This window comes from Polaromonas sp. P1_G1 (assembly GCF_056405595.1).
Genome location: NZ_JBFUBU010000058.1, coordinates 1 through 25681 on the forward strand (window position 1 = coordinate 1; position 25681 = coordinate 25681).

A 25681-nucleotide genomic window follows, 5' to 3' on the forward strand; every position below is an offset into this window, starting at 1 on the left:
CGCCCGGCGAGCCCGGCGCCGGCGCGGCCAGCGAGAAGGCCATGGCCAGCAGGCACAGCAGCGGGAGTATTTTTTTCATCATGGGCCCTTTAAAAACTGACGGTGAGTTGCAGGCCGGCGACGCGTTCTTTCGCGGCCAGCACCGGGTCGTCGATGTTGCGGTGGCTGCTGCGCGCATAGGCCTTGAGCGAGCACTTCTCGGAGATGGCGTAAACCGCCTCCAGCTGGTAGCCCTCCAGCCGCAGGCTGGGCCCGCCGTAGAGCTGGGTGGTGCGCCCGCTCATCACCAGCAGGTTGACGCTGCCCCAGCCGGCGCGCTGGCCGCTCAGGGTGAAGGTGTAATTGGTGTTGCTGGTCTGCCCGCCGGCCAGCAGGCGCTGCTTCTGCGCGCCCGCCGTGAGGTTCACGCCCAGGCTCCAGGTCGGCGCCAGGTCGGGCCGCGCATCCGAAAAGGTGTGCCCCAGGTTGAAGGCCCAGTTGTCGTTGAGCGAATCGCTGGCCGGCCACACCTCGCTGGTCACCTTGCCCCAGCCGATGCCGACGCCGGCGTTCCAGGTGGGGGTCGCATAGTTGAGCGTCGACGAAAACTCCCGGTTCCGCGAGGCCTGCATGGCGGAATTGAGGCCGCGCGATTCGGCCTGCTGCAAGGCCAGCGCCCAGCCCGGGTAGTCCGGCCCGAAGTTGATGTTGGCGCGCGCCGCCACGGATTCCGAGTCGACGTAGGTCGAGTTGAAGCCGGCGAAGGCCAGCGTCGTGAGCCGGGACTTGCGCACGTCGCTGGCCAGCGAGATCCACGGCGCCACCGTCCAGTCGGCGCCGGCATAGGCCTCGCGCACGCCCGGTTGCGCCTGCAGCGACAGCGAGGTGAAGCCGTTGGAAATGTCGTGGTAGCCGCCGCGAAAGCCGTAGCCTTCGCCGCGCCAGCTCGCGTCGACGATGGTGGCGCGGCCCGGGCGGTCCGAGTTGCCGCCGTCCTCATAACGGCTGCCGGCGGTTTCGCCGGCCAGCGTGAACTGCTCGGCCTGGTATTGAAAGCCGCCGCTGAAGGAACGCGTCTTGCCGCGCAGCGTGGCCAGGGGCTGCGACATCAGCGTCGTCGGTTCGCGGTCGGACGAGCTCTGGCTGGTGACATAGGTTTTCAGCGATGTGCCGAAGGCTTTTTCAAGCTTGAGGCCGTGCACGTCTTTCAGGTACTGGGTGCGCGGCACCTTGTTGCCCAGGGTTTCCCAGCTCTCGGCCACCATGCCGGTGAAGCCGTAGGCGGTTACCTCGCCGAACTGCCGCTGCCCGTACAGGCCGCGTACGCCCAGCGCGGAACTCAGGCTGGAGAAATTCGGCGTGACGTCGCCCAGGGCCAGCATGTAACCCTCGCCGGCGCGGCCCAGTTGCATGTTGTTGATCTGGTAGCGGTTCTGGCTCAGCACCGAGAGGTCGTTGCTGCCGCTGGCGCCCAGCTGGAAATAATCGACGGTGTTGTCCCTGTGGGTGGCGCGAAGGTCGCTGCTGTAGCTGTTCTTGAAAAAAGCGCCGCTGCGCAAAGGCGTGTTGAGGTTGCCGCTGGCAGAAGAGACGTCGTTGCTATAGGTGTCGACCGTCAGGCCGCCCTTCCACTCAAGCCGGGTGCCGCCGTCCTCTTCGCGCGTGAGCGACGGGCCGGCCCCGCCGAGGTTGTTCTGCTGCCAGGCGCGTATGACCTGGTCGTTCGGCTCCAGCTGCACCTGGCTGTCCTGCTGGGCCTGCGCGTGCTCCTGGCATAGCAACAGACTGCCCAGCAGGCCGGGCACTGCGATCCGTCGAAACACATTCTTCTTCTTGGCCATTTTTGTTCTACCGTGCAAATTGAGTTGGCCTTCTGTACCCAATTTGCATGCCACCGAAATTCATCAATGAAATCAACGGCATCGGCTTTTTCGCCGGCCTCCTGCTGTCGGTGCTGGCCGACACCCGCCGCGCCGGAATTTAAAAAATCCAACGGAATCAGCGCTCTGCCCTGTCGGCGTGGACCGACATTTTTCGGCTTCGGGCACGGCCGCCCGCCGCCTTCGCGTGAAGCGCCACGAATCCGGTTTTCCGATTGACCGATGCCCTGCGCATCGCAGAGAATGCCCGAGGTTCCATCACTCCCATGGCCTGCCGCGGCGCAGGCCGCACACCCGCCACGATTCATGCCCACACCCTTCCGGCACACCGGAGAGCCGCCCTCCTCCCCTCCGGCATCGGAAGCCCCCGGCACCGAAGCGCAGTTGCGCGACACCATACGCGCGCTGGAAACACAGCAGCGGCACCTGGTGTCGCTGCTCGGGTCGGCGCGCGACGCCGTGCTCGAGATGAACGCCGGCGGTGTCATCACGAGCTGGAACGCCAGCGCCGAACACATGCTGGGCTGGAGCGAGGCCGAGGCCGTGGGCCAGCGCATGTGCGAGCTGATCGTGCCGCACGCGCACCGCGCCGCCCACGAGGCCGGGCTGGCGGCCTTCCTCAAGACCGGCAGGGCCAGGACGATTGAACGGCTGCTGGAGGTGGAGGCGCTGCACAAAAGCGGCGCCCTGCTGCCCGTCGAGCTGTCCATCTTCACGGTGCCGGCGGACCCATCCGGTGGCGGGATAGGCTTCGGCGCCTTCATCCGCGACATCTCCCGGCGCAAGGCCGCCGAGCAGGCCGCGCGCCTGTCGCAGGAGCGCTACCGCGCCGTCATCGAGCATGTGAACGACGGCGTGGTGGTCCTGCAGCGCGGCACGGTGGTGTTCGCCAACCAGCGCGCCGCCGCCATCCTGGCCATTCCCTACGACGAAGTCATGCAGCAGGGATTTTTCCATCGCCTGCATCCCGACGACCGGCTGGCCGCAGCAGCACACGACGCCGGTCGTTCGGAGATGCGCCTGCTGCACCCCGGGCGCGAGCCGCGCTGGCTTTCGGTGGGCAGCAGCGTCATTCCCTGGGATGGGGACACGGCCTCGCTGACATTTTTCTCCGACATCACGCAAAGCCGCGCCCTGGCCGACACCGTGCGCCGCTCCACCGAGCGCTACCGCGCGGTGATCGAGCACGTGGACGAGGGCATGATCGTCGTGAAGGACGAGCGCATCGCCTACGCCAATGAACGCGCCGCGCAGATCGCCGGCATCGGCCTGGAGGAAATGCAGCAGATCGGCTTCCTGCACCGCATCCACCCTGACGACCACGCACTGGTGCTGGACCGCCAGCGCAGGCGCCTGGCCGGCGAGGACGTGCCCAGCCGCTACGAGCTGCGCCTGCTGCTGCCCAGCGGCGAGATCCGCTGGATAGGCATCAGCGTCACTGTGGTCCCCTGGGACGGCGAGCAGGGCATCCTGACTTTTTTCTCCGACATCAGCCAGCGCCGCAAGCTCGAGGAAAAACTGCGCGACACCCTGGAGGAGCGCGAGACCATCCTGGAGAACTCCCTGGTCGGCATCGCCTTCCTCACGCACGAGGGCGTCTTTCGCTGGTCCAACCAGGCCATGGCCAGGATGTTCGGCGTCTCGGCCGCCACGCCGGCGCCGCGCGACTGGAGCACGCTTTTCCCGTCGCAACAAGACTACTTGCGCGTCGCCGAAGACATCACCGCCTGCATGAACGAGGGGCGCGCCTACCAGGGCGACCTGCAGATGCGCAGGCTGGACGGCAGCCTGTTCTGGGTGACGGCCTCGGGCAAGGCGGTCAGCCTGCTCGACAAGACCCAGGGCAGCGTCTGGGCGGTGATGGACATCACGCCGCGCAAGGAGCTCGAGGCGGCGCTCGCGCGGACCTCCTCCGAGCGCGAGGCGATCTTCAACAGCGCGCTGGTGGGCATCAGCTTCAACGTGGACCGGCGCATCCAGTGGGTCAACGACAAGTACCAGGAGATGACCGGCTATTCACGCGAGGAACTGGTCGGCAAGTCGTCGCGCCTGCTCTACGACGACGACGCGACCTACGAATCGGACGGCAAGGAGACCCGGGCCAAGCTGGTGCGCGACGGCGTCTACATCGACGAGCGTAAATTCTGGCGCCGCAACGGCGAGACGCTGTGGGTGCAGCTGGCGGGCCGCTGCGTGAGCGACCGCAACCCCGACGCCGGCGTGATCTGGACGCTGCTGGACATCACCGAGCGGCGCAAGGCCGAGGACAATATACGCGCGGCGCTGGAGCGCGAGAAAGAGCTCAACGACCTGCGCTCGCGCTTCGTCTCCATGACCAGCCATGAGTTCCGCACGCCGCTGGCGGCCATCCTGTCGGCCGCCGAGCTGCTCAGGGACTACAGCGACCGCATGCCGCCGGACGAAAAGGTGGAGATCCTCGAGAGCATAGGCGCCGGCGTGCAGCGCATGGCGCGCATGCTGGACCGCGTGCTGCTGATAGGCCAGGTCGACGCCCAGATGCTGGAGTTCCGCCCCGGCCCGACCGACCTGCTCGCGCTGTGCCATGCCATCGTCGAGGAGGCGCGCCTGCTGCAGCCCAAGTCGGACTGCAAGGTCGTCACCCGCTTCCCGCCCTCGCCGCCGCAGGGCCTGTTCGATGCCAAGCTGCTGCGCCACATCCTGGGCAACCTGCTGTCCAACGCCATCAAGTACTCCCCCAACGGCGGCGAGGTGGCCCTGCGCATCTCGCTGCAGGACGGCGCCACGGTCTTCGAGGTCGAGGACCAGGGCATAGGCATACCGCCCGAGGAAATGCCGCACCTGTTCGAATCCTTCCACCGCGCCAGCAATGTCGGCGACATCCCGGGCACCGGCCTGGGCCTGGCCATCGTGAAGAACTCGGTCGAGCTGCACGGCGGCAAGATCGCCGTGCGCAGCGAGCCGGGGCGCAGCACCTGTTTTACCGTGACGCTGTAATCAGGCCGCCACGCCACGTATTTTTCCTATGACCTTGTCGATGCTTCCCAAGACAGCCTTCCTGCCCGGCCACAAACTGAATGAAAACGACCGCCGCTCGTTGATGGAGCGGCGAGACAAGCTGTTTCTGCTCTGCACGCCTGCCGAACAGCAGTGCCTGATCGAGCTGGCGCATTGGTATGAGTCGCACCGGTTTGAGATATCGGGGGAACCCAACATCGTCAAACAGAGTTTCTTGGCGGTGTTCTACCACCGTCACTTTCCCTGGGCGAACCAGAAGCCCGGTTTGATCGTACGGTTACTTGCGAAGCTCTCAGGAGCGGTCTACGAGGTAGAGCGATGGAGCAGCCAGCGCTTCCAGTCGGATTTCATCAATCGCATGCATTCGGTTGTCAATGAAGGCGATGAGGACGTATTGCTCGGCGTCATCAATTTCTTTCGCATTTTGCCGCTTGATGTGGGCTTCGTTGGGCAGCGCGCTTTGGAGAACAAGCTGGACGCCATGACCAGCCGGTCCGTCGCAAGCCCTCGCGTGAGCGCATCAAGGCGCTTCGACGCGCTGCAAAGATCCGTTCAGCGCACATACGGACCCACCGGATTGCAACGTGGACCGAACGAGCCCAACTTGCGCAAGCAGGCATGGCCGCTGTTGCTGGAGATCGCGCACGAGGACATGGCGGCTGCCGTACGCCTGATCGACGAGCATTGGAACCAGACGCCGGCCCGTCCCCCGGAAATTCTCATGTCGCTGCATCTGCATGAGACTCCCGAACTGGCGTATCAGCTGGCGGTAACACTCAGACCTCATCGTCCCGGGTTCGCCGTCGACATGCTCCGGGAGTCCATCCTCTACTCGTCATTTCAGCTCAAAAGGCTGGACCAGCCTGCCGCCATCGCCATGGAAAAAGTGATGGACGCGTCTTGTTGGCTTCTGGCGGACTGGACGTTCAACACCTCCCCGGCTGATACAAAGAGTTCCCTTCGGGCGATGGACAGCCTCTTTCGGTACGGCGACCCAAAGGAGGGCTATTGGCAAAAAATTCCGCGGGAATGCCTGGCGGTCATCAAAAGCCTGGAACCCGCCGCACAGGACAGGCAGTTGCGCCTGCTTGCCCAGGTGGTGTTTTACGGGGACAGCTTTTCCCCGTTGGTGGCCGAAGCGCACGAATTGTTCAAGACTTGCGTTATCCGCAGGCTCGGCGAGCCACGGGCGAAGGACCGGGAATGGGACCTTGAAAGGGCCATCCGTGATGCCTGCGAGTCCTTGTCCATACTGGAAGAAAAAATCATGTCCTTCCGGAACCGGCGCATCGCGGCAAGCCCTGGACACCCCCTTCTGCACACGATTGACGAGCAGTTCCAGGGGTTTCTGGAACGGCTGCTGTCAAACGAACCCGAGTCCGCCCTCAGCCATATCGTCTTGATGACCCTTGCACTGTCCAACCAGGCACTGATACGCAAACACCATCAAATCCTGCGCGACGAATTCGAAGTACGGGCACGCCACTTTCCCGCCGATGCGGGTCCCGCGCTCAAGCGGCTGATCAAATATTGCGGGTACAGCCAGGTGGATGACGAGATGTACCGCAAGGATCTTTGCCGGGAGTCGTTCAATGCGCTATTGCCGGTGCTTGAAGCCATCTCGCCCACGGATGCAGCCCTTGCGCGGACCGGGATCGGGTGGAACCCCCGCGGCGATATCTGACGGCCGGGCGCGGGATCAAGCCGCCATCGCCACCTCAAGCGCACGCGATGCGGCTGCCGCCGCGGCCGCTGCCAGCGCCGGCCGGCCCGGGCTGCGCTGGGCCGCCTTCTCGCGGTTGGCGCGCTGCACGGCCGCCACGTCGATGATGAGCGCGACGTTGCCGTCGCCCAGGATGGTCGCGCCGGAAATGCCCGGCACCTTGCGGTAGTTGGTTTCCAGGTTCTTGACCACCACCTGGTGCTGGCCCACGAGCTGGTCGACCAGCAGCGCGAAACGCGTGCCCTCGGCCTGCACGATGACGGCGATGCCCTGCGTGGGCGCGCTCACCGCGTCGGCCACGTCGAAGAGCTTGTGCAGCTCCAGCAGGGCCAGGTACTCGCCGCGCACGTGCATGACATGCTCGTCGGCGGTGATCGAGTGCACGTCCTTTTCCATGGGCTGCAGCGATTCGATGACGTAGTTCAGCGGCAGGATGTAGACCTCCTCGCCGACCTTGACGGACATGCCGTTGAGGATGGCCAGCGTCAGCGGCAGCACGATGCGTATGGTCGTGCCCTTGCCCTGCACCGAGGCGATCTCCACATGGCCGCCCATCTCATGGATGTTGCGCTTGACCACGTCCATGCCGACGCCGCGGCCGGACACGTCGGTGACGGCTTCGGCCGTGGAAAAGCCGGGCGCGAAGATCAGCTGCCAGACCTCGTCGTCCGGCATGCTTTCGCTGACGGGCATGCCCTGCTGCAGGGCCTTGGCCAGGATCTTCTCGCGGACCAGGCCGCCGCCGTCGTCCTTGACCTCGATCACGATGCTGCCGCCCTGGTGCTGGGCCGACAGCGTCAGGCGGCCGACCGGGTCCTTGCCGGCGTAGGCGCGGCGCTCCGGGCCTTCGATGCCGTGGTCCAGGCTGTTGCGCACCAGGTGGGTGATGGGGTCGATGATGCGCTCGATCAGGCTCTTGTCGAGTTCGGTTTCCTTGCCGACCGTGACCAGCTGGACCTGCTTGCCGAGCTTGGCCGACAGGTCGCGGATCAGGCGCGGGAAACGGCTGAACACATAGTCCATGGGCATCATGCGGATGGACATGACGGATTCCTGCAGGTCGCGCGCATTGCGCTCCAGGTGGCCCATGCCGCTGAGCAGGCGCTCATGCAGCACCGGGTCCAGCAGCGATGCGGTCTGCGTCAGCATGGACTGCGTGATCACCAGCTCACCGACCAGGTTGATGATCTGGTCGACCTTTTCCACGTCGACGCGTATCGAACTGGATTCCTTGTTCTGCACGGCGGCCGGCGTGCTTGAAGCTGCTGCGGCCGCAGCAGCGGGCACAGCCTCAGGCGCGGCCGCAACAGCTGCAGGCTGGCTGGCCGCCGGCGCGGGTGCGGGGGCCGCTTGCGCGGCAGGCGCGCCTTCTTCGCGGATGTCGATCTGGTCGGCCTCGATGATGAAGCAGCAGACCGCGATGACGTCGCTGCCCTCGCAGCCGGTCTTCAGCCAGATCGTCAGGCTGCCCTCCTCCTGGGTCTGCGCCGTCACCTGGCCCAGGTTGGCCAGCTCTTCGCTGAGCAGCTTGCAGTCGTTCTCCGAGACCTTGGAAAAGCGCACCTTCAGGGTCCGCTCTCCAGCGCCTGCGGGCGCGGCTTCGGGCGCGGCCTGCACGGGCGCGGGCGCCGGCGCGGCCACGACGGGCGGCGCGGGCAGCTCGCCGCCGGCTTCCAGCGCGAGCTGGCGCAGCACCGCGCAGATCGCGGCCACCATGTCAGGTTCCGGCTCGGCGCCGGCCCTGTATGCACTCAATTGTTTTTGCAACACGTCCTTGGTCTCCAGAAAGGCATCCATCATCTTGGTATTGAGTTTGAGCTCGCCGTGGCGCGCCCGGTCCAGCAGGTTTTCCAGCAGGTGGGTGGTGTCGGTCAGCGCGACAAAACCGAAGGTGGCCGCGCCGCCCTTGATCGAGTGCGCGGCACGGAACACCGCGTTGAGGTGTTCGCCGTCGGGCGCGTCCAGGTCCAGGCCCAGGAAGAGCTGCTCCATCTCGGCCAGCAACTCGTCGGCTTCTTCAAAAAATGTCTGGTAGAACTGGGTGATGTCCATAGGGGAAGGGTTTCTCTTGTTGGGTACTGTCGTGTCGGGCCGCGGCCGTGGGCCTCATGCGCTCGCCGGGTTCATCAGGCTGCCCACCACGGCCAGCAGTGTTTCGGGTTCTATGGGCTTGCACAGCCAGCCGGTGGCGCCGGCCTTGCGGGCGTCGGCCTTGCTGGCGTCGTTGCTGAGGGTGCTGAGCACCAGGATGGGCACATCGGCGGAGCCGGGCCGTGCGCGCAGCTGGCGCGTGAGCTCGCAGCCGTCCATGGGAATCATGGTCCAGTCCGTCAGCACCAGGTCCACGGGTTTTTTCACCAGTTGCTCGAGCGCGGCCTTGCCGTCGCCGGCCAGCAGCACCTGGTAGCCGCCCTCTTCCAGCACGGCCGAGTTGAGGTGGCGCATCACGGCCGAGTCGTCAACCACCAGGATGGTTTTTTTGTTCGTCATGTCCGGCTTTCAGGTTTAGCGGCGTTCGGATTGAGCGGCGGCGGCGCGGCGGCGCCGCGCGCGGTGTTGACCGGCTTGATGCCGGGGCCGGCGTTGTTCACGTTGGTCGTATTGGCGGTGCTGGTGGTCTTGGCGGCCGGGGTAGTCTTCGTGTAGGGCGCGGTGGCGGTTGCGGCATTGCCGCTTTCGATGTCGGCCTGGGCGCGCTTGTTGAGCACCAGGATGCTGATGCGCCGGTTGACGGCCGCATAGGGGTCGTCGGTGTTCAGGTTCACGCTGGACGAGACGCCCATGACGCGCAGGATTTTCCCGTCCTGCATGCCGCCGGCCACCAGCTCGCGGCGCGAGGCGTTGGCGCGGTCGGCCGACAGCTCCCAGTTGCTGTAGGACTTGTCGCCCTGCGAATACACGGTGGCGTCGGTGTGGCCGGACAGCGTGAGCTTGTTGGGCTGCTCGTTGAGCACCGGGCCGATCTCGCGCAGGATGCTGCGCATATAGGCCACCACCACGGCGCTGGAGCGGTCGAACATGGGCCGGTTGTTGCTGTCGACGATCTGGATGCGCAGGCCTTCGGGCGTGATGTCGATCAGCAGCTGCGGCCGGAACTGCCTGAGCACCGGGCTGGACTCGATCATGTCGTCCAGCCGCTCCTTGAGCGCTTCCAGGCGCTGGCCGTCGTCCGGGTCCTTGCTGCTTTCGTTCTCGCTCTGGGCATGCCGGGACTCGCCGTCGGCGTGGGACGGGTCGCTGCCGCCGCCGGGAATCACGTTGGTGCTGTTGCTGCTTTTTTTGCCGCCGCTGATGGCCACCTTCAGCGGCATCTTGAACTGGTCCGCGATGCCCTCGAGCTGCTTGGGCGAGGAGATGCTCAGGATCCACAGCACCAGGAAGAAGGCGAACATGGCCGTCATGAAATCGGCGAACGCGATCTTCCAGGCGCCGCCGTGATGGGCGGCCGCCTTCACGGGACGCCGGATGACGATGATTCTTCGCGCGCTCTCGCTCATGGCTGTTCCGTTCGGCTCTGATCGCTTGCGTCAGCCCGCGCCTCAGCGCGCCTTGACTTCACGCACGTGCCCGTCGAGCTCGATGAAGGACGGCCGCTCGGTCGAATACAGGATCTTGCGGCCGAACTCCACCGCCAGCTGCGGCGCGTAGCCGTTGAGGCTGGCCATCAGCGTGACCTTGACGCACTGGTAGGCCTTCAGCGACTCCGCCACCTTGTGCTCGATCAGCGTGGCCAGCGGCGACACGAAACCGTAGGCCAGCAGGATGCCCAGGAAGGTGCCGACCATGGCGTGCGCGATCAGCTGGCCCATCTCGGCGGGCGGCAGGTCGGCGGAGGCCAGCGCATGCACCACGCCCAGTACCGCCGCCACGATGCCCAGGGCCGGCAGCGCGTCGCCGACGCGCGCCAGGCTGTGCGCCGGGACTTCCGCCTCGTGCTTGTAGGTTTCGAGTTCGTGCTCCATCAACTGCTCAATCTCGAAGGGGTCGGTGTTGCCGCTCACGATCAGGCGCAGGTAGTCGGTCAGGAACTCCAGCACGCGGACGTCGGCCAGGATCACCGTGTAGGGCGCGAAGATCGGGCTGTTCTGCGGGTCGTCGATGTCGGACTCCAGCGCCATCATGCCGTCCTTGCGGCCCTTGGACAGCAGCACGTAGAGCAGGGCCAGCAGTTCCATATAGAGCGCCTTGTCGTGCTTTTTCGAGGCGCGCAGCAGCTTGGGCAGCTCTTTGAGGGTGGCGCGTATGGTGCGGCCGTCATTGCCCGCGACGAAGGCGCCCACGGCGGCCCCGCCGATGATGAGCAGCTCCAGCGGCTGGTACAGCACGCCGAAGTGCCCGCCCATCATGGCGTAGCCTCCAAAGACGGAAGCCACGACGACGAGGTAGCCAATGATGACGAGCATGGGGTTCTCCTGCGGATCTGTAAAAAAGCCCCGCCCCTCAGGCGGTGCGCGAGCTGTTCATCACATTGGCCAGCCACTGCGATGACGAGAGCGCGGGCGTGCCTGCGACGGCGCGGGGGCTGCCCTCGGGCTTGCCGCTGCTGGCGCCGTCGCCGGCCTCGTCGCGCCTGGCGCCCGAGGGCCGGGTCTTGCCGGCGCGCGAGGGCGGGCGGCACAGCACGCACACATAGTTGCTCTGCGAGTCGTGGGCATGCGCGACAAACAGGCCCGTGCAGCGCGTGCAGGTGCTCAGCTGCAGCATGTCGCTGTCGAAAAATCGCACCAGCGTCCAGGCCCGCGTGAAGTCCAGCACCGGCTCGCCGCCCTGCTGCTGCACCTGCTCGATGTACAGCCGGTAGCTCTTGATGATGGCGTTGATGCGCGTGCAGCCGCCGTGGACCACCATGAAACGGTAGATGTTGTAGAACATCGACGAATGGATGTTGGACAGCCAGGTCATGAACCAGTCCGTGGAAAAGGGCAGCAGCCCCTTGGGCGGCGAGGTGCCCTTGAGTTCCTTGTAGAGCTTGATCAGGCGGTCCCGGCTCAGGCTGGTTTCCGCCTCCAGGAATTGCAAGCGGGCGCCCAGCTTGATCAGGTCCATGGCCAGGTGGATTTCCCGGGCTTCGACGATGACGCTTTTAGTGGCCATGGCGATGTCCGGTCAAAACACGGGAGCGGGCCGAAGCGCGGGCGCTCACCGGACCGCCTCAAGCTGCTGGCCGGACAGCAAAATCGCCGCATGCGCCTGCTGCAGCGCCGGGTTCTTGCCTTCCAGGGTCAGCGCCGACAGCATGGGATGGTCGTCAAACCGGAAACGGCAGAGCAGCAGGCTGGAGCCGGCCAATTTCACAATCTGGGAAAGCGACAGGCTGCCCAGCAGGTCAGCCAGTTCCCGGCTCATGCCGAGCCGGTACATCGCGAGCGCAATATCTTCACTCACCAGCCGCTTTGCGAGCAGCAGGTAGGCCAAATTCAAATCGCCAATGTCGTTGGCGGTACCAGTTTCAATCACGTTGCGTTCCTGTTCTTTCAAAATTTGCATGTACAGAGGTGACCTGAACATCTACTCGCTATCAATTTCGTCACCCATCACAGATTGATTGAGATGCCTGTCTTACAACTTCACCTCAATTGCAATTTTTAACACATTAAACTGACAATTACATGAACAAATCAAATTTATCAATTAAGTAACATTTAAGCGTCAAAACAAGAAAAATTAGTAATCAATTACTGAATTTATAAAAGCTATTTGTATTTCAATTTCACAAAATATCGATAGTATTAATTTTTAAGTAGTAGTTTTCTCAATTTCTAATTGATGCATCCATGTAAGCATTTCCGCGACCGCCAGGTACAAATTGGGCGGAATTTGCGAATCCAGGTCTACATGCATTAACAATTTCACCAATTCGGAGGAAGCGTGAACGTAAAGGCCGCTCTCTTTCGCGCGCTGGACAATCGCCTCGGCGACCGCCCCATAGCCCTTGGCGACCACCGCGGGCGCTTGGCCTGCGGCCCCCAGGGACAGCGCCACGGCGCCGGAACGCGGGGTTTCCGGGCTTTCGGCGGCGTTTCCTTCCAGCGGTTTATCCGGCATCACGGCCTCCCGCCGGGTCCGGCAGATCCGCCGCGCCGCCTACGCGCAGCTCCGCCAGTTCCAGCCCCACGGCGCCCAGGCGCCGCGACAGTTCGGCGCCGGCCTGGTTCAGCACCGCCACCGTGCCCTCCTGTGAGGCGTCCAGCCGCAACTGGAGCGCCGAGCCGGCCAAGCCCAGGCGCGCATCGACCGTTCCCAGCCGGGGCAGCTTCAGCGTCATGCGCGTGGTCCAGGCCTGTGGCGCCGCTTGCGCGGCTTGCGCCCCCTCCTCGCGGCCTTCGCGGCCCGCCGGCTCCTCGTGTTCATGGCCTTCCCGGCGAATTTCCCAGTCCAGCGGAATGCCCGGCCAGGCCTCGCCGCTCCAGCGAAACACCGGCAGCGCCAGCATGTCGAGCTGCTGGCGCACCAGGCCCACCAGCTCGGGAAGAATAGCGGCCGCCGGATGGCCGGCGCGCGCGGTCTCCGTGGAAGCGACGGCGGGGCCGGGCGTGCCGGCATCCGGCCCGGAGAAATCGTGAGGGCTGGGCGTCGCGGGGTCCGGCAGGCCGGTCCGGCCGTAGCTGGTGGCCGGGAGCGGCGGGTGGACGGGCTCCGCCACGGGGCCGGCGGACGGCTGCGCCGCGGCGCCGGGGGGCGTGCTGCCAGCCACCGGCGGCGCGGCTGCTTCCAGCATTTCAGCTGGCACAGGCGGCAAAACGGCGGCCGCCGGCAAAGCCGAGGACGCCGGCTGCATATATATAGAGGGCGCGGCAGCCGCCCCAGGGGAAGCCGGGCTTTCATCCGCCGGCGGCGCCCCGGCGGGCGCGGGCGCCATGCCGGCCTGCGGCTCCCGCGCCAGCTGCGCCAGCGTGCGCTGGCCGGTCGCGAACTGCTGCAGGTGGGATTCGTAAAACAGGCCGGATTCGGCCACCGTGCGCGCCAGGGCCGCCGTCAGCACCGGCACGGCGGGCGTGCGCAGGTCGGGCTGCAGCGGCGCCCGCCCGCGGATGGCAGGCGTTGTTCCGACCGGCAGGTTCAGCAGCGTGCTCACGGTGCGGGCGGCGGCGCTCAGGGTGACGGCGCCGTCGTGCCTGGCCTGCGCGAAGCCCAGGGCGGCGCCATCGCGGCCGACCAGGCCCGGGCCCAGCTCGCGCTGCAGCGCCTCGCGCGAAGGCAGGCGCACGTCGTTGGTCACTTTTTCCACATTCACCACGGCGCCCGGGCCGGCGATCTCCAGCGCGGCCTTCAGCGGTACCAGGTCCACGCGCTGTCCCAGCCGCGTGGCCAGCAAGGTATCCACCAGAGGCGTCACACCGCTCATAACAGGTGGATGTCGTCCGGCTGGCCGTACGCCTTGTGCAGGCTGCGCTGCCGTTCCAGGCTTTTCATCACGCCCACCAGCTTGGCCAGCTGCGGCATGACCATGCCGAAGATCTCGGTGGTGTTGGCGCTGATGCGGCCCAGCAACACGTACTTGCGGGCCGACTGCGCCTCGTCCAGCGTGCTCAGCGGCTCGATGTCCTTGAGGCGCTCGACCATGCTGCTGCACTGCCCTTCGAGCCGGGGCAGCTCGCCCCACTGCTTGGCGCGCGCCAGCACGAGCATGCGCTCGGTCAGCGGGGCGATCTGCTCGTAGCAGTGCATGACTTCGCTCTGTGATCCCATGAAGGTCAAGCTCCCGCGGAAAAACGCGCCAGCGCGGGGGCGGCTGGCACCTGCAGCGGCTGCGGCCGCTGAGGGTCGATCTCGCGCCAGGCCGAGCTCACGCTGTCCAGCAGCCGGTCGGCCTCGTCCAGCAGCGCCGGGTCGTTGCGCAGGTTGGCATACAGCAGGCGCTGCGTGACGTAGGCGTAAAACGCCGACAGGTCCGCCACCAGCTGGGCGCCGGCCACGCCGGCGGCGTCCGCATCCAGGCTGGCCTTCAGGCCGTTGTCGACGATGTTGATGGCCTTGGAGATGGCCTGGCCCTTGGCGCTGATGTCCTTGTTCGCCATGTGGTGGCGCGCCATCGCGATGGCCGTCTTGGCGCCGTCGAACAGCATGGTGATCAGCTGGTGCGGCGAGGCGCTCATGGCCGCGCTCTCGGTGCCCACCCTGGCGTAGGCGTTGGCGCCCGGGCGGTAGGCATTGGCGCTCGGCTGGTAAGCGTAGGGCTGTGTAAGCGGCTGCGTGAGGGGCTGGGTGTGGGGTTGGGTATGCATCGGAATTCCGGCTGGCTGGGACGTGCTTGCGTGCGGGTTTATTTCTTGCTCGAGCTCATGTTGGCGAACTGCTGGGTCAGGTAGCTGGCGGTGGAGGTCATGCGCGACACCAGCAGATCCAACTGGGTGAACTGCGCCTTGTAGCGCGCGACCGTGGCTTCCACACGGCTCGCGGTCGCGGTGTACTGGTCGTCCAGCGACTTGAGCGTGGTCTTCACGCCCGTGGTCGCGGCGCTGAGCATGCCGTCCTTGCTGGTGAAGGTGTCCAGCAGCGAGGACACCTGCTTGCCGATGCCGGTGGTGCCCGCCGTGCCGGTGCCGGCGAAGAGCTCCGCCACCCCGGCCTTGTTGTCGGCGAACGCCGTCTTGAGCTTGGCGGCGTCGAAGGCCAGCGTGCCGTCCTTCTGGAAGCTCACGCCGACCCGGGACAGCACCTTGAGCTCGCCCGCCTGGGGCGTGTTGAGCGCGGCGCGCAGGCGCGTCTGGATGGTGCGCAGCGTCGAATCGCCGACCAGCGCCGCGCCCGCCTGCTTTTCCTTGTCGTACTGCGTCAGCTGGCCGGCCGTGGCCTGCAGGCTGTTGTAGGCGGTGACGAAGCTGGTGATGGCCGCTTCCACCGCGGAGGTGTCGCGGCTGACCGTCAGCGTGCTGGCACCTGCCTTGGCCAGCGTCATGGTCACGCCGGGAGCGGCGTCGGTCACCGTATTGGTCTTGGAGGTCACGGGCAGGCCGCCGACCGTGAGCATCGCGTTGGCGGCGGCGGAAGTCTGCTGCAGGGCTTGCGCGCCCGAAGCGTCGTGGTTGAGCAGGCCTTGCAGGCTGGCGTCGCCGGCCACGGAAATGCGCATGCTCGAGGCGACGCCGGTGTCCTTGGATGTGAGCACCAGGCGGTAGGGCGAGGCGCCGCCGTCATTGACGATGGCGGCCGTGACGCCGATGTCGGCGCTCTTGTTGATCGCGTCGCGCAGGCCTTCCAGCGAGTTGTTGCTGTCGTCGATCACGATGGATTTCGCGGTGCGCGCGGCGTCCGGCGAGAAGGACGCGCCGCTGTAGGTGCCGGTGGCCGCGTCCAGCGTGCCGCCCGAGATGGTGCCGAAATCGATGGTGACGGTGCCCTTGCCCACGGCGGCCTTGGCATTGGCCACGCCCGCTGCGGCCAGCGACTGCGCCGCGGCCAGCTGCGTGACGTTGACGGCGTAAGTGCCGGAGGCGCCCATGGCCGAGGCCGCGGCCGTGAGCACGTCGGTGTTGCTGGACGTCGCTTTCACGCCCTGGAACAGGTTGGCATCCGACAGCTTGGCGGCCGCCGCCTGCAGGGTGCTGAGGGCGCCCTGCAGCGTGCCGTAGGCCGACAGCTTGGCGGTGTAGCTGATCTGCTGCTTCTGCAGCATGACCAGCGGCTGGCTTTCCGCCGTGGTGAGGCTGGTGAGCAGGCCGCTCAAATCGAGGTTCGCCCCGATGCCCAAACTTGAAACCGATGCCATGGATGACTCCTGAAGTTTTTGACCTAAACAGCGTGGTGAACCAGCAGGCCCTGCAGCTTTCCAAGCGCCCTCGATATGCGCACCACCTCTTCCGAAGGCATCTGCCGGATCAGGTCCCCGCTCTCCACGTCGACAACCTTGACGATCATGGTGTCGGCCTCCTTGTCGAACTCGAACTGCACGCCGATGGACGCCATCCGCAGGGACTCGTTGATCTCGGCCAGCGCGGCGCGCTCCTGCGCGGGCGCGGGCGCCGCTTCTTTTTCAGCGGGCACCTCGCGGGACGCGCCGGTGCGGCCGGTCGCGGCCGAAGGCGGCATGGCATCACGCCACGGAGCGGCTGTCACGGCACTGGAAGGAATCGTCATGCTGGCTCTCCTGGGAAATCGCTAGGCACTCCCGCCTGACCCTCAAGCGGGAGTGCGTAGCGCAGGCGGACACAGCCGCCTGGCTTGCACAAAAACCAGGCACGCCTGCCGGAGCAGGCGTGCCGTGCGCGATTAACGCAGCAGGGACAGAACGCCCTGGGTCGTCTGGTTGGCCTGGGCCAACACGGAGGTACCAGCCTGTTGCAGGATGTTGGCGCGCGTCATGTTGGACACTTCGGTCGCGTAGTCCGCGTCTTCGATGCGCGAACGCGAGGAAGACAGGTTGGTCACCGTGGTGCCCAGGTTGGAGATCACCGAGTCAAAACGGTTTTGCACCGCGCCCAGCGAACCGCGCAGGTCGTCGACCATCTTCAGCGCCGCATCGATCTTGGACAGCGGGTTGATCGTGGAGGCACCGACGAATTCAGCGGTCGTGCCGCCGGCCGGGTTGTTCAGTTCGATCGCGGCGGTGCCGGTGTCGTTCAGCGTACCCGTGGCATCACCGGCGTCAACGATCGCGCTGGCGGCCGTTGCGTAGTTCTTGCCCTGGATGCTGACGTAGCCGGTCGTGGCGCCCGCGGCATCGGCACCCACCTTGACCAGCTGGTCGGTGATCGTCACCGCGGGCGTGACGCCGGCTGCCGTGTCGGTGTAGTCGATGTCGGCCGTGTTGAGCGTGACCAGGCCGCTGCCGCTGGTGCGGTCCACGGTGGCCGAGTAGTACTCGTCGCCCGCCTTGACCACGAACACGCCGCTGCCGACGCCGGCTGCGGTCTGCACTTCATGCAGCGACAGATCGGCGGCCGTCAGGCTGGTGCCGTTGGCGGTGTTCAGCGCCGTGACGCTGGTCGCCGCGAAGTTGACGGTGGCCGAGCCGGTGGCGGCGGTGTTGTCCACCACGGTGGTGATGGCGGCGCCGACCTTCAGCTCGTTCTTGGAAACCGTCAGCGAATTCAGCTTCAGGCTGGCGGAGTCGATCTGCTTGAGGCCGATGTCGATGGTTTCGCCGTCGTTCGCTCCGACCTGGATGCTCAGCTTGCTGTTGGAGGCCAGCACTTTCACGCCGTTGAAGTCGGTCTGTGCCGAGGTACGGTCGATTTCAGCGAGGCGCTGGGTGATTTCAGCCTGGATCGAAGCCTTGTCGGCGGTCGAGTTGGAACCGTTGCTGGACTGCACGGCCAGTTCGCGGATGCGCTGCAGGTTGCTGTTGATTTCGGTCAACGCGCCTTCAGTCGTCTGCGCCAGCGAGATGCCGTCGTTGGCATTGCGTTGCGCAACAGCCAGGCCCTTGATGTTGGACGTGAAGCGGTTGGCGATAGCCTGGCCCGCTGCGTCGTCCTTGGCGCTGTTGATGCGCAGGCCGGAGGACAGGCGCTGGATCGCGGTGTTCAGCGACGACTGCGACTTGTTGAGGTTGTTCTGCGTGAGCAGGGAAAGCGAGTTGGTATTGATGACTTGGGCCATGAGGGACTCCTGATTACATAGGTTGTGGACTCCGGCTAACTTGCCGTCACGCTGGCCTTGCCTGCCTTGACAGTCTGCAAGCCACCGTTGTCCAGGTTATCGGCCGGGCCCCGCCAAACCTTTAGCGTGCTCCGGAAAATAAATCCGCATCACACGCCGCCCCTCGTCAGGCCGGCATGTTCATGATTTCCTGGTAGGCCGCGACCACGCGGTTGCGCACCTGCAAGCCCATCTGGAAACCGATGTTGGCCTTCTGCATGTCGACCATCACGTCGTTGAGCGCCACGCCGGGCTTGCCGAGCTCGAAGGCCTCGGCCTGGCTATAGGCGTGCTGCTGGCTGTCGCTGATGCGCTCCAGCGACTTCTTCAGCTCGCCGGCGAAGCCACCGGAGGCGGCCTCGGGGCCGGCCGGCGCGGACATGCCCGACGACTGCGCAAGCACGCGCATTTGCTGGAGTACGGACTCAATGGATGTGATCGACATGGTGTTTTCCCGGCGCATGGGCGCCCCTTGCTTGATGAACGGGTTGAAGCGTACCAGCGGGTGAATCGCGGCATCAGGCCAAAAGACGGCAAAAGCCCCGGCTATTCAGCGGATCGGGAAGGCCGGCCGGCTCTGACAATTCTTCACAAGGACCGGCCCCCGTGCACCTCCATGCCCGCCATGCCGGTCGACTTTTTCGCCTTTGAATAAGACCTGTTGTATGCCAACTGTTGTTTCAGCCCCCACGCCCGGCCGCACGCGCCGCCAGCCTCCAGGCCAGCCCCGGCTCCACGCCGCGCATGCGTGCGTAGCCGGGTGAGCGCGTGAACACCGCCGTGCTGGGCGCCGAGGCTGCCCCGTCCAGGATGCCGCCCTGGCTGGAGCAGCTGCGCGCCAACCCGCGCCTGCCCTTGATGATTGGCGCGTCCGCCGCGGTGGCCGCCATCGCGGCGCTGTGGCTCTGGAGCCGCGCGCCCGACTACGGCGTGCTCTACAGCAACCTGTCCGACCGCGACGGCGGCGCCATCATCGCGTCGCTGCAGCAGATGAACATCCCCTACAAGTTCACCGAAGGCGGCGGCGCGCTGCTGGTGGCTTCCAACAAAGTACCCGAGGCGCGCCTGCGCCTGGCCGCCCAGGGCCTGCCCAAGGGCGGCACCGTCGGCTTCGAACTGATGGACGCCCAGAAGTTCGGCACCAGCCAGTTCGCCGAGCAAGTGAACTACCAGCGCGCGCTGGAAGGCGAACTCGCGCGCTCCATCAACTCCATCTCCGCCGTCGAATCGGCGCGCGTGCACCTGGCGCTGCCCAAGCCTTCGCTGTTCGTGCGCGACCAGAAAAAACCCAGCGCCTCCGTGGTGCTGAGCCTGCACCGCGGCCGCAGCATCGACGAAGGCCAGGTCAGCGCCATCGTGCACCTGATCTCCAGCAGCGTGCCCGAGCTCTCGACCAAAAGCATCACCGTGGTCGACCAGGCCGGCAACCTGCTGTCGGCGGCCAACGCCGGCACGCGCGGCCTGGACGTCAGCCAGCTCAAGTACACCCAGGAAATAGAGCAGGGCTACATACGCCGCATCGAAGCCATCCTGCAGCCCATACTCGGCGCCGGCAATGTGCATGCGCAGGTCGCCGCCGACATCGACTTTTCCATCGTCGAGAACACCGACGAGAAATTCCGGCCCAACCAGGAACCCGGCAGCGCGGCCATCCGCAGCCAGCAGTCCAGCGAATCCGGCCAGCTCGGCAACGGCCCGGCCACCGGCGTGCCCGGCGCGCTGACCAACCAGCCGCCGCCCGACCCGGTCGCGCCCATCACCGCACCCTCACAGATCAAGCAAGCCACGCCGCCCGGCGCGGCGCCTGCGGCCCAGCTCAAGATGAGCGCCGAACTCGGCTCGGCCGGCACGGCCCCGCGCAGCGCCGGCGCCGGCGGCAATTCGCGCAAGGACGTCACCACCAACTACGAAGTCGACCGCTCCATACGCCACACCCAGCAAGGGGCCGGCGGCATCAAGCGCCTGTCCGTCGCGGTGGTGGTCAATTACCGCGGCAACGGCGCCGCCGCCGGCAAGCGCGCGGCGCTGACGGCCGCCGAGCTCGAGCAGATCCGCAACCTGGCGCGCCAGGCCATGGGCTTCAGCGCCGAACGCGGCGACTCGCTCAACGTCGTCAACAGCCTCTTCGCGTCCGACACCGAAACCCCCGAGCTGCCGCYGTGGCGCCAGCCCGAGAACGTCGAGATCGCCAAGTCCTCGATCAAGTACCTGCTGCTCGGCCTGCTCGCCCTCTACCTGTGGCTGGCTGTGCTGCGGCCGCTGCTGCGCAAGCACCTGCAGCCGGCCTCGTCCTCGGCGGCAGCGACCGCGGCGGGCATGGACAGCGAACCGGTCGAGGGCGAAACCGCCGAACAGCAGGCGCAGGCCCGCGAACAGCAGGAGCAGCGCAAGCGCCGGCACGAGGCCAACCTGCAGTACGCGCAGGAGATGGCGGCCAAGGAGCCGGCCATGGTGGCCATGCTGATCAAACACTGGACGGAAAAAAATGGTGGATGAAGGCACGCGCAAAAGCGCCATTCTGTTGATGTCGCTCGGTGAGGCCGGCGCCGGCAGCGTGCTGCAGCACCTGCCGCAACACGTGGTCCACACCCTGGGCAAGGCCATGGCCGGGCTGGCGCAGGTCAGGCGCGACGAGGTCGGCGAGGTGCTGCGCGAATTCCGCGAGGAAACCGAGCAGTACTCGGCCACCCACGTCGATGCCGGCAGCTACCTGCGCGCCGTGCTCAACAAGGCCCTGGGCAACACCCGCGCGGCCGACTTGCTGGAAAGCATTTCCCAGCCCGACAGCTCGACCAGCGGCATAGACCGGCTGAACCAGCTCGAGGCCACCGAAGTCGTTGAGTTGATCCGCGACGAGCACCCGCAGATCATCGCCACCCTTCTGGTGCACCTGGACCGCGACAAGGCCGCCGACGTGCTCGAACAATTGCCCGAGCGCGTGCGCCACGACGCCGTGCTGCGCGTGGCCACCTTCGGCGGCGTGCAGCCGGCCGCCCTCAAGGAGCTGACCGACGTGCTCACCGACATGCTGTCCGGCGAAGGCGTCAAGCGCAGCCGCCTGGGCGGCATACGCGCGGCCGCCGAGATCGTCAACATGATGAGCAGCGCGCAGGAGGAAAGCGTCATCAAGCACGTGCGCGAGCACGACGAGGCGCTGGCGCAGAAGATGATCGACGAGATGTTCCTGTTCGAGAACCTGCTCGAGCTCGAGGACCGCAGCGTCCAGCTGCTGCTCAAGGAAGTGGAATCGGAGTCGCTCATCATCGCGCTCAAAGGCGCGCCGCTGGAGCTGCGCGAGAAATTCCTCAAGAACATGTCGCAGCGCGCCGCCGAGATGCTGCGCGAGGACATCGAGATGCGCGGCCCGGTGCGCGTCTCGCAGGTCGAGAACGAGCAGAAGGGCATCCTGCAGATCGTGCGCCGCCTGGCGGATGCCGGCGAGATCGTGCTCGGCGGCCCGGGGAACGACTCCTATGTATAACCGGCCGCCCTTGACGCATCTGCCGCCGCGCGCCGCCGCGGACAGGCCGCCCACCGAACCGCCCTACGCGCGCCGGGCCAACGGAACCAAGGAAGCGCTCACCGCCTGGGAGCGCTGGGAGATGACGGCCATCGCGCAGGAATCCGATGCGGCACCGGCGCTCCCCCCCGAGCCCAAACCGGCGCCCGTGGTCGCGCCGCTCAAGCCCGAGGTGCTGATCAACGACGTCGAGCTGGCCCAGCTGCGCCTGCAGGCCCTGCAAGCGGGCGAGGCCGAAGGCTTTCGCCAGGGCTACGACCGCGGCCAGGCGCAAGGCCGCACGGACGCCATGGCCGAAGTCCATGCGGAAGCCGCGCAGCTGCGCGCGCTGGCCCTGGCGCTGCCGGCCGCGCTGCGCGGCGCCGAGCACGAAATTTCCGAAAACCTGCTGGCCCTGGCGCTGGACATCGCGCGCCAGGTGCTGGGCCAGGCCCTGGCGCTGGACACCGGCGCCATCCTGCCGGTGGTGCGCGAACTGCTGCAGGCCGACCCGGCCCTGAGCGGCTCGCCGCAGCTGGTGCTGCACCCCGACGACGCGGCGCTGGTGCGCCAGCACCTGGCCGAGGACCTGCAGGCCGCCGGCTGGCGCATACGCAGCGACGCCGCCTGCCAGCGCGGCGGCTGCCGCGTGCTGGCGGCCAGCGGTGAACAGGACGCGAGCCTGCCGGGCCGCTGGGAGCGCGTCACCGCGGCCCTGGTGAAAACCGCCATGCACACGCCGGTGGCGATCCATGTCTGAACTGCCCGTCGCAGCCGCCGTTCCCGCTACTCCTGCCGCTCCGGCCGCCGCGCCGCTGCGCGCCTGGCACGGCGCGCTCGACGAGGCGCGCGCCTCGGTGGCGCAAAGCGTGCCGGTGCGCAGCTACGGCCGGCTCACACGCGCCGTCGGCCTGGTGCTCGAAGCCGTCGGGCTGCGCCTGCCGGTCGGCAGCGATTGCCTGATCGAGCTGCCGCCCGGTTATCCGCAAAAAACCGCCGAGGCCGAAGTCGTCGGCTTCGCCGGCGACCGCATCTTCCTGATGCCGCAAAGCGAGGTCGACGGCCTGCTGCCCGGCGCCCGCGTCTACGCGCTGGAGTCGCCCGCCGGCCATGCCGGCGGCCTGGGCCCGCGCACCAAACGCCTGCCGGTGGGCGCCGGCATGCTGGGCCGCGTGGTCGACGCCGCCGGCCGGCCGCTGGACGGGCGCGGCCCGCTCGATTTCTCACGCGAGGTGCCGCTGGCCGCCAAGCCCATCAACCCGCTGACCCGCGCGCCCATCGACAGCGTGCTCGACGTCGGCGTGCGCGCCATCAACGCGCTGCTGACCGTCGGGCGCGGCCAGCGCATGGGCCTGTTCGCCGGCTCCGGCGTCGGCAAGAGCGTGCTGCTGGGCATGATGGCGCGCTACACCAGCGCCGACGTCATCGTCGTCGGCCTGATCGGCGAGCGCGGCCGCGAGGTCAAGGACTTCATCGAGAACACCCTGGGCGAGGAAGGCATGGCGCGCGCCGTGCTGGTCGCGGCGCCGGCCGACACCTCGCCGCTGCTGCGCCTGCAGGGCGCGGCCTACGCCACCTGCCTGGCCGAATACTTCCGCGACGAAGGCAAGAACGTGCTGCTGATCATGGACTCGCTGACACGCTACGCCATGGCGCAGCGCGAGATCGCGCTGGCCGTGGGCGAGCCGCCCGCTACCAAAGGCTACCCGCCCTCGGTCTTCGCCAAGCTGCCCGCGCTGGTGGAGCGCGCCGGCAACGGCGCGCGCGACGCCGAGGGCCGCGGCGGCTCCATCACCGCCTTCTACACCGTGCTCGCAGAAGGCGACGACCAGCAGGACCCGATCGCCGACTCGGCGCGCGCCATCCTCGACGGCCACGTGGTGCTGTCGCGCAGCCTGGCCGAGTCCGGCCACTACCCGGCCATCGACATCGAGGCCTCCATCAGCCGCGCCATGACGGCGCTGATCACGCCCGAACAGTTCCAGGCCGTGCGCAGCTTCAAGCAGGCCCTGTCGCGCTACCAGCGCAACCGCGACCTGATCAGCGTCGGCGCCTACGCGCCCGGCCACGACGCGCAGCTGGACCAGGCCATCGCCCTCTATCCCCGGGTAGAAGCCTTTCTGCAGCAGACCATGGAAGAACGTGTGGGCCACGCCGACGCCACGGCCCAGCTCAACGCCATCTTCCAGGCCTGAGCCCCCTCCTTCACCGCTACCCCAACCCAGGAACAACGTCATGCCCAACAAGCTACCGCTCGCCACGCTGATCGAACTGGCGCAGAACAAGACCGACGAAGCCACGCGCCGCCTCGGCCAGCTGCAGACCGCGCATACCAGCGCGGCTGAAAAACTCGAGATGCTGCAGCGCTACCGCCAGGAATACCTGGACCAGCTGCAGGTGCAGATGGGCGCGGGCGTGCCGGCGGCGCAACTTCGCAACTTCCGCAACTTCATCGCCACGCTGGATGCCGCCATCGAACAGCAGCGCGCCGTCACCGTGCAGGCCGACACGCGACTGGCGACAGGCCGCGGCGACTGGCAGAACAGCCAGCGCCGCCTCAACTCCTTCGACACCCTGGCCGGCCGCGTGCGCCTGCAGGAAATGGCCGTGCAGAACAAGCGCGAGCAGCGCGACAGCGACGAACGCAGCGCGCGCCAGTTCTATATGCGCGCCAGCCTGCAGGGCCACTGAATAGATAGACCTGCGAGAAACAGCCATGTCCCTGCTCCCCCCTACCCTCTCCGCCCCCGCCCCGGCGCCAACCGGCAACGCTTCTTCGGCTTCTTCCGCATCATCCAGCCGCGGCGATGAAGCCGCCCAGGGCGACGGCGAAAGTTTTGGCGACGTGCTGTCGCGCTCGCTCGCGGCCTCCGGCGAAGCACCCGCCAAGGCCGGCGGCAAGCCCCCCGCCTCCGTGCCCGTCAAGCGCATCGCCGACGACAAAAAATCCGACACGCCCGAAGCGATCAATACCGCGGCGCTGCTGTTTGTGCCGCTCGAAACGCGCATCGCCAAGGCGGCGGGCGCCGAGGCCGGCACTGCCGCTATCGCCGGCGGCAACGCGACTACGCCCCTGAGCGCCACCGCCACCGCGGAAGCCTCGACCGCCACCACCGCACCGGCAGCCGCCGCAGCGGCAAACGACGCCAGCCTCGGCGGCGACACCGAAGCCGCCGCGCCGCAAGCCCTGCTCGCCTCCGGCCTGCCTGTTGCGCCCGCCGCACCCCCAAAGGGCCGGGAAGCTCCGGCCACGACCCTGGCGCCCACAGGCGACGAAGCCGCCTTGGACCTGCCCGCAACCAAAGCCATGGCGCCGGCCACCGCATTGGATGCCGGCCAGGCCAAACAATTTTCAGCACACGACGAGCGGCCCGGCGATGAGGCCCGTGAGCTGACGGGCACCGACACGCGCGTCGAACAAAAGCCCGGCGCAAGCAAAGCTCCCACCATGGCAGCGGCCAACGACGCAGCCGGCCCGGCAGTTGCCGACGTCACCGCAGCCTCCGCCCCGGCAGCCGCCGGCCAGGCCCCCGTAGCCGATGCGGCTTCCGCTGCCCCAGGTTTCACGATCAACGCGACAGCCACCCCGGCGAACAACCATGCACTGGCTTCCAGCCAATCCGCAGCGCCAGCCCCAAGTCAGGCAGCACTCACACCCGAAGTCGGCAGCGGCGAATGGGGCCAGGCCCTGGGCCGGCAGATGCTGCACATGGGCAAGGCCGGCGATCAGGTGGCCGAGCTCCAGCTCAACCCCCCGGGCCTGGGCCCGCTCAAGGTCACCCTCAGCATGAACGACAACCAGGTCCAGGCGCTGTTTGTGTCCGCGCACGCCTCGGTGCGCGCCGCCGTCGAAGCCGCGCTGCCGCAGCTGCGCGGCACGCTGGCCGACAACGGCATCAGCCTGGGCGACACCTCGGTCAACTCCGGCAGCCAGCAGCAGCCCGCCTTCGCCCAGGGCCAGGACGGCCGGCCCGGCCAGCCGGGCGCGCAGAACCCCCGCACCCAGCCGGGCTACCTGCCGGC

At 67.0% G+C, this 25681-nt stretch carries 23 protein-coding genes; 8 read left to right on the forward strand and 15 right to left on the reverse strand.

The window, feature by feature from the left end; translation table 11 throughout:
* Positions 1–89 precede the first annotated feature (89 nt).
* The gene (locus tag AC1D1Y_RS22935; RefSeq protein WP_477684376.1) at positions 90–1820 is read right to left on the reverse strand and encodes a hypothetical protein; all 1731 of its coding nucleotides are present in this window, start codon (positions 1818–1820) and stop codon (positions 90–92) included.
* A gap of 345 nt (positions 1821–2165) precedes the next feature.
* Between AC1D1Y_RS22935 and AC1D1Y_RS22940 the strand changes: the two genes are divergently transcribed.
* Both AC1D1Y_RS22940 and AC1D1Y_RS22945 read left to right on the forward strand, forming a co-directional pair.
* Positions 2166–4835, forward strand: coding sequence for a PAS domain-containing sensor histidine kinase (locus AC1D1Y_RS22940; RefSeq protein WP_477684377.1), 2670 nt, complete (start codon positions 2166–2168; stop codon positions 4833–4835).
* 28 nt (positions 4836–4863) lie between these two features.
* Complete coding sequence (locus AC1D1Y_RS22945) at positions 4864–6540, forward strand: hypothetical protein (protein WP_477684378.1); 1677 nt, start codon at positions 4864–4866, stop codon at positions 6538–6540.
* 15 nt (positions 6541–6555) lie between these two features.
* Here the strand turns inward: AC1D1Y_RS22945 and cheA are convergent, their stop codons facing one another.
* The 14 genes from cheA to fliE form a co-directional block, all read right to left on the reverse strand.
* Entirely contained in the window at positions 6556–8631 is a 2076-nt protein-coding gene (gene cheA / locus AC1D1Y_RS22950) for a chemotaxis protein CheA (RefSeq protein WP_477684379.1), read from the reverse strand.
* A 54-nt stretch (positions 8632–8685) separates the two neighbouring features.
* Positions 8686–9069: a response regulator gene (locus AC1D1Y_RS22955; RefSeq protein WP_477684380.1), complete on the reverse strand. Its 384-nt coding sequence runs from the start codon at positions 9067–9069 to the stop codon at positions 8686–8688.
* Complete coding sequence (gene motB, locus AC1D1Y_RS22960) at positions 9066–10076, reverse strand: flagellar motor protein MotB (protein WP_477684381.1); 1011 nt, start codon at positions 10074–10076, stop codon at positions 9066–9068. Before motB ends, AC1D1Y_RS22955 begins: the two co-directional genes overlap by 4 nt.
* A 42-nt stretch (positions 10077–10118) precedes the next feature.
* Complete coding sequence (gene motA / locus AC1D1Y_RS22965) at positions 10119–10982, reverse strand: flagellar motor stator protein MotA (RefSeq protein ID WP_477684382.1); 864 nt, start codon at positions 10980–10982, stop codon at positions 10119–10121.
* 37 nt (positions 10983–11019) lie between these two features.
* Complete coding sequence (gene flhC / locus AC1D1Y_RS22970) at positions 11020–11673, reverse strand: flagellar transcriptional regulator FlhC (protein ID WP_477652291.1); 654 nt, start codon at positions 11671–11673, stop codon at positions 11020–11022.
* 45 nt (positions 11674–11718) lie between these two features.
* Positions 11719–12066, reverse strand: coding sequence for a flagellar transcriptional regulator FlhD (gene flhD, locus AC1D1Y_RS22975; RefSeq protein ID WP_436157596.1), 348 nt, complete (start codon positions 12064–12066; stop codon positions 11719–11721).
* 249 nt (positions 12067–12315) lie between these two features.
* Positions 12316–12624, reverse strand: a complete 309-nt coding sequence (locus AC1D1Y_RS22980; protein ID WP_477684383.1) for an EscU/YscU/HrcU family type III secretion system export apparatus switch protein — start codon at positions 12622–12624, stop codon at positions 12316–12318.
* Positions 12614–13924, reverse strand: coding sequence for a flagellar hook-length control protein FliK (gene fliK / locus AC1D1Y_RS22985; protein WP_477684384.1), 1311 nt, complete (start codon positions 13922–13924; stop codon positions 12614–12616). The genes AC1D1Y_RS22980 and fliK overlap by 11 nt, the downstream gene beginning before the upstream one ends.
* Positions 13921–14268, reverse strand: a complete 348-nt coding sequence (locus tag AC1D1Y_RS22990) for a flagellar protein FliT (RefSeq protein WP_477652288.1) — start codon at positions 14266–14268, stop codon at positions 13921–13923. Before AC1D1Y_RS22990 ends, fliK begins: the two co-directional genes overlap by 4 nt.
* A gap of 5 nt (positions 14269–14273) precedes the next feature.
* Entirely contained in the window at positions 14274–14804 is a 531-nt protein-coding gene (fliS, locus tag AC1D1Y_RS22995; RefSeq protein ID WP_477684385.1) for a flagellar export chaperone FliS, read from the reverse strand.
* A 38-nt stretch (positions 14805–14842) separates the two neighbouring features.
* On the reverse strand, positions 14843–16288 hold the full coding sequence (gene fliD, locus AC1D1Y_RS23000) for a flagellar filament capping protein FliD (RefSeq protein WP_477684386.1): 1446 nt from the start codon (positions 16286–16288) through the stop codon (positions 14843–14845).
* 23 nt (positions 16289–16311) lie between these two features.
* Positions 16312–16656: a flagellar protein FlaG gene (locus AC1D1Y_RS23005; protein WP_477684387.1), complete on the reverse strand. Its 345-nt coding sequence runs from the start codon at positions 16654–16656 to the stop codon at positions 16312–16314.
* Positions 16657–16788: 132 nt separating this feature from the next.
* Positions 16789–18120 carry a FliC/FljB family flagellin gene (locus AC1D1Y_RS23010; RefSeq protein WP_477684388.1) on the reverse strand — a complete coding sequence of 444 codons (1332 nt, stop codon included), beginning with the start codon at positions 18118–18120 and terminating at the stop codon, positions 16789–16791.
* Positions 18121–18286: 166 nt separating this feature from the next.
* Positions 18287–18604, reverse strand: a complete 318-nt coding sequence (gene fliE, locus AC1D1Y_RS23015; RefSeq protein ID WP_477652283.1) for a flagellar hook-basal body complex protein FliE — start codon at positions 18602–18604, stop codon at positions 18287–18289.
* Between the two features lie 365 nt (positions 18605–18969).
* Between fliE and fliF the strand changes: the two genes are divergently transcribed.
* The 6 genes from fliF to AC1D1Y_RS23045 form a co-directional block, all read left to right on the forward strand.
* Entirely contained in the window at positions 18970–20655 is a 1686-nt protein-coding gene (gene fliF / locus AC1D1Y_RS23020; protein WP_477684392.1) for a flagellar basal-body MS-ring/collar protein FliF, read from the forward strand.
* The gene (fliG, locus tag AC1D1Y_RS23025; protein WP_477677315.1) at positions 20645–21640 is read left to right on the forward strand and encodes a flagellar motor switch protein FliG; all 996 of its coding nucleotides are present in this window, start codon (positions 20645–20647) and stop codon (positions 21638–21640) included. The genes fliF and fliG overlap by 11 nt, the downstream gene beginning before the upstream one ends.
* Positions 21633–22418, forward strand: a complete 786-nt coding sequence (locus AC1D1Y_RS23030; RefSeq protein WP_477684389.1) for a flagellar assembly protein FliH — start codon at positions 21633–21635, stop codon at positions 22416–22418. Before fliG ends, AC1D1Y_RS23030 begins: the two co-directional genes overlap by 8 nt.
* Positions 22411–23853, forward strand: coding sequence for a flagellar protein export ATPase FliI (gene fliI / locus AC1D1Y_RS23035; RefSeq protein ID WP_477684390.1), 1443 nt, complete (start codon positions 22411–22413; stop codon positions 23851–23853). The genes AC1D1Y_RS23030 and fliI overlap by 8 nt, the downstream gene beginning before the upstream one ends.
* A 40-nt stretch (positions 23854–23893) precedes the next feature.
* Positions 23894–24349, forward strand: coding sequence for a flagellar export protein FliJ (fliJ, locus tag AC1D1Y_RS23040; RefSeq protein ID WP_477652279.1), 456 nt, complete (start codon positions 23894–23896; stop codon positions 24347–24349).
* Positions 24350–24374: 25 nt separating this feature from the next.
* Positions 24375–25681, forward strand: a 1307-nt coding sequence (locus AC1D1Y_RS23045; protein ID WP_477684391.1) for a flagellar hook-length control protein FliK, incomplete at its 3' end; no start/stop codon positions are given.

Bases quoted from the DNA above. Each gene is read 5' to 3' on its own strand.
- fliD (WP_477684386.1), bottom strand. From the start codon at position 16,288: ATGGCATCGGTTTCAAGTTTGGGCATCGGGGCGAACCTCGATTTGAGC.
- fliK (WP_477684384.1), bottom strand. From the start codon at position 13,924: ATGAGCGGTGTGACGCCTCTGGTGGATACCTTGCTGGCCACGCGGCTG.
- motB (WP_477684381.1), bottom strand. From the start codon at position 10,076: ATGAGCGAGAGCGCGCGAAGAATCATCGTCATCCGGCGTCCCGTGAAG.
- AC1D1Y_RS23005 (WP_477684387.1), bottom strand. From the start codon at position 16,656: ATGACGATTCCTTCCAGTGCCGTGACAGCCGCTCCGTGGCGTGATGCC.
- fliI (WP_477684390.1), top strand. From the start codon at position 22,411: ATGTCTGAACTGCCCGTCGCAGCCGCCGTTCCCGCTACTCCTGCCGCT.
- fliE (WP_477652283.1), bottom strand. From the start codon at position 18,604: ATGTCGATCACATCCATTGAGTCCGTACTCCAGCAAATGCGCGTGCTT.
- motA (WP_477684382.1), bottom strand. From the start codon at position 10,982: ATGCTCGTCATCATTGGCTACCTCGTCGTCGTGGCTTCCGTCTTTGGA.
- AC1D1Y_RS22980 (WP_477684383.1), bottom strand. From the start codon at position 12,624: ATGCCGGATAAACCGCTGGAAGGAAACGCCGCCGAAAGCCCGGAAACC.
- flhD (WP_436157596.1), bottom strand. From the start codon at position 12,066: ATGCAAATTTTGAAAGAACAGGAACGCAACGTGATTGAAACTGGTACC.
- AC1D1Y_RS22990 (WP_477652288.1), bottom strand. From the start codon at position 14,268: ATGGGATCACAGAGCGAAGTCATGCACTGCTACGAGCAGATCGCCCCG.
- AC1D1Y_RS23030 (WP_477684389.1), top strand. From the start codon at position 21,633: ATGTATAACCGGCCGCCCTTGACGCATCTGCCGCCGCGCGCCGCCGCG.
- AC1D1Y_RS23010 (WP_477684388.1), bottom strand. From the start codon at position 18,120: ATGGCCCAAGTCATCAATACCAACTCGCTTTCCCTGCTCACGCAGAAC.
- AC1D1Y_RS22935 (WP_477684376.1), bottom strand. From the start codon at position 1,820: ATGGCCAAGAAGAAGAATGTGTTTCGACGGATCGCAGTGCCCGGCCTG.
- AC1D1Y_RS22940 (WP_477684377.1), top strand. From the start codon at position 2,166: ATGCCCACACCCTTCCGGCACACCGGAGAGCCGCCCTCCTCCCCTCCG.
- fliG (WP_477677315.1), top strand. From the start codon at position 20,645: ATGGTGGATGAAGGCACGCGCAAAAGCGCCATTCTGTTGATGTCGCTC.
- cheA (WP_477684379.1), bottom strand. From the start codon at position 8,631: ATGGACATCACCCAGTTCTACCAGACATTTTTTGAAGAAGCCGACGAG.
- AC1D1Y_RS22945 (WP_477684378.1), top strand. From the start codon at position 4,864: ATGACCTTGTCGATGCTTCCCAAGACAGCCTTCCTGCCCGGCCACAAA.
- AC1D1Y_RS22955 (WP_477684380.1), bottom strand. From the start codon at position 9,069: ATGACGAACAAAAAAACCATCCTGGTGGTTGACGACTCGGCCGTGATG.
- fliS (WP_477684385.1), bottom strand. From the start codon at position 14,804: ATGCATACCCAACCCCACACCCAGCCCCTCACGCAGCCGCTTACACAG.
- flhC (WP_477652291.1), bottom strand. From the start codon at position 11,673: ATGGCCACTAAAAGCGTCATCGTCGAAGCCCGGGAAATCCACCTGGCC.
- fliJ (WP_477652279.1), top strand. From the start codon at position 23,894: ATGCCCAACAAGCTACCGCTCGCCACGCTGATCGAACTGGCGCAGAAC.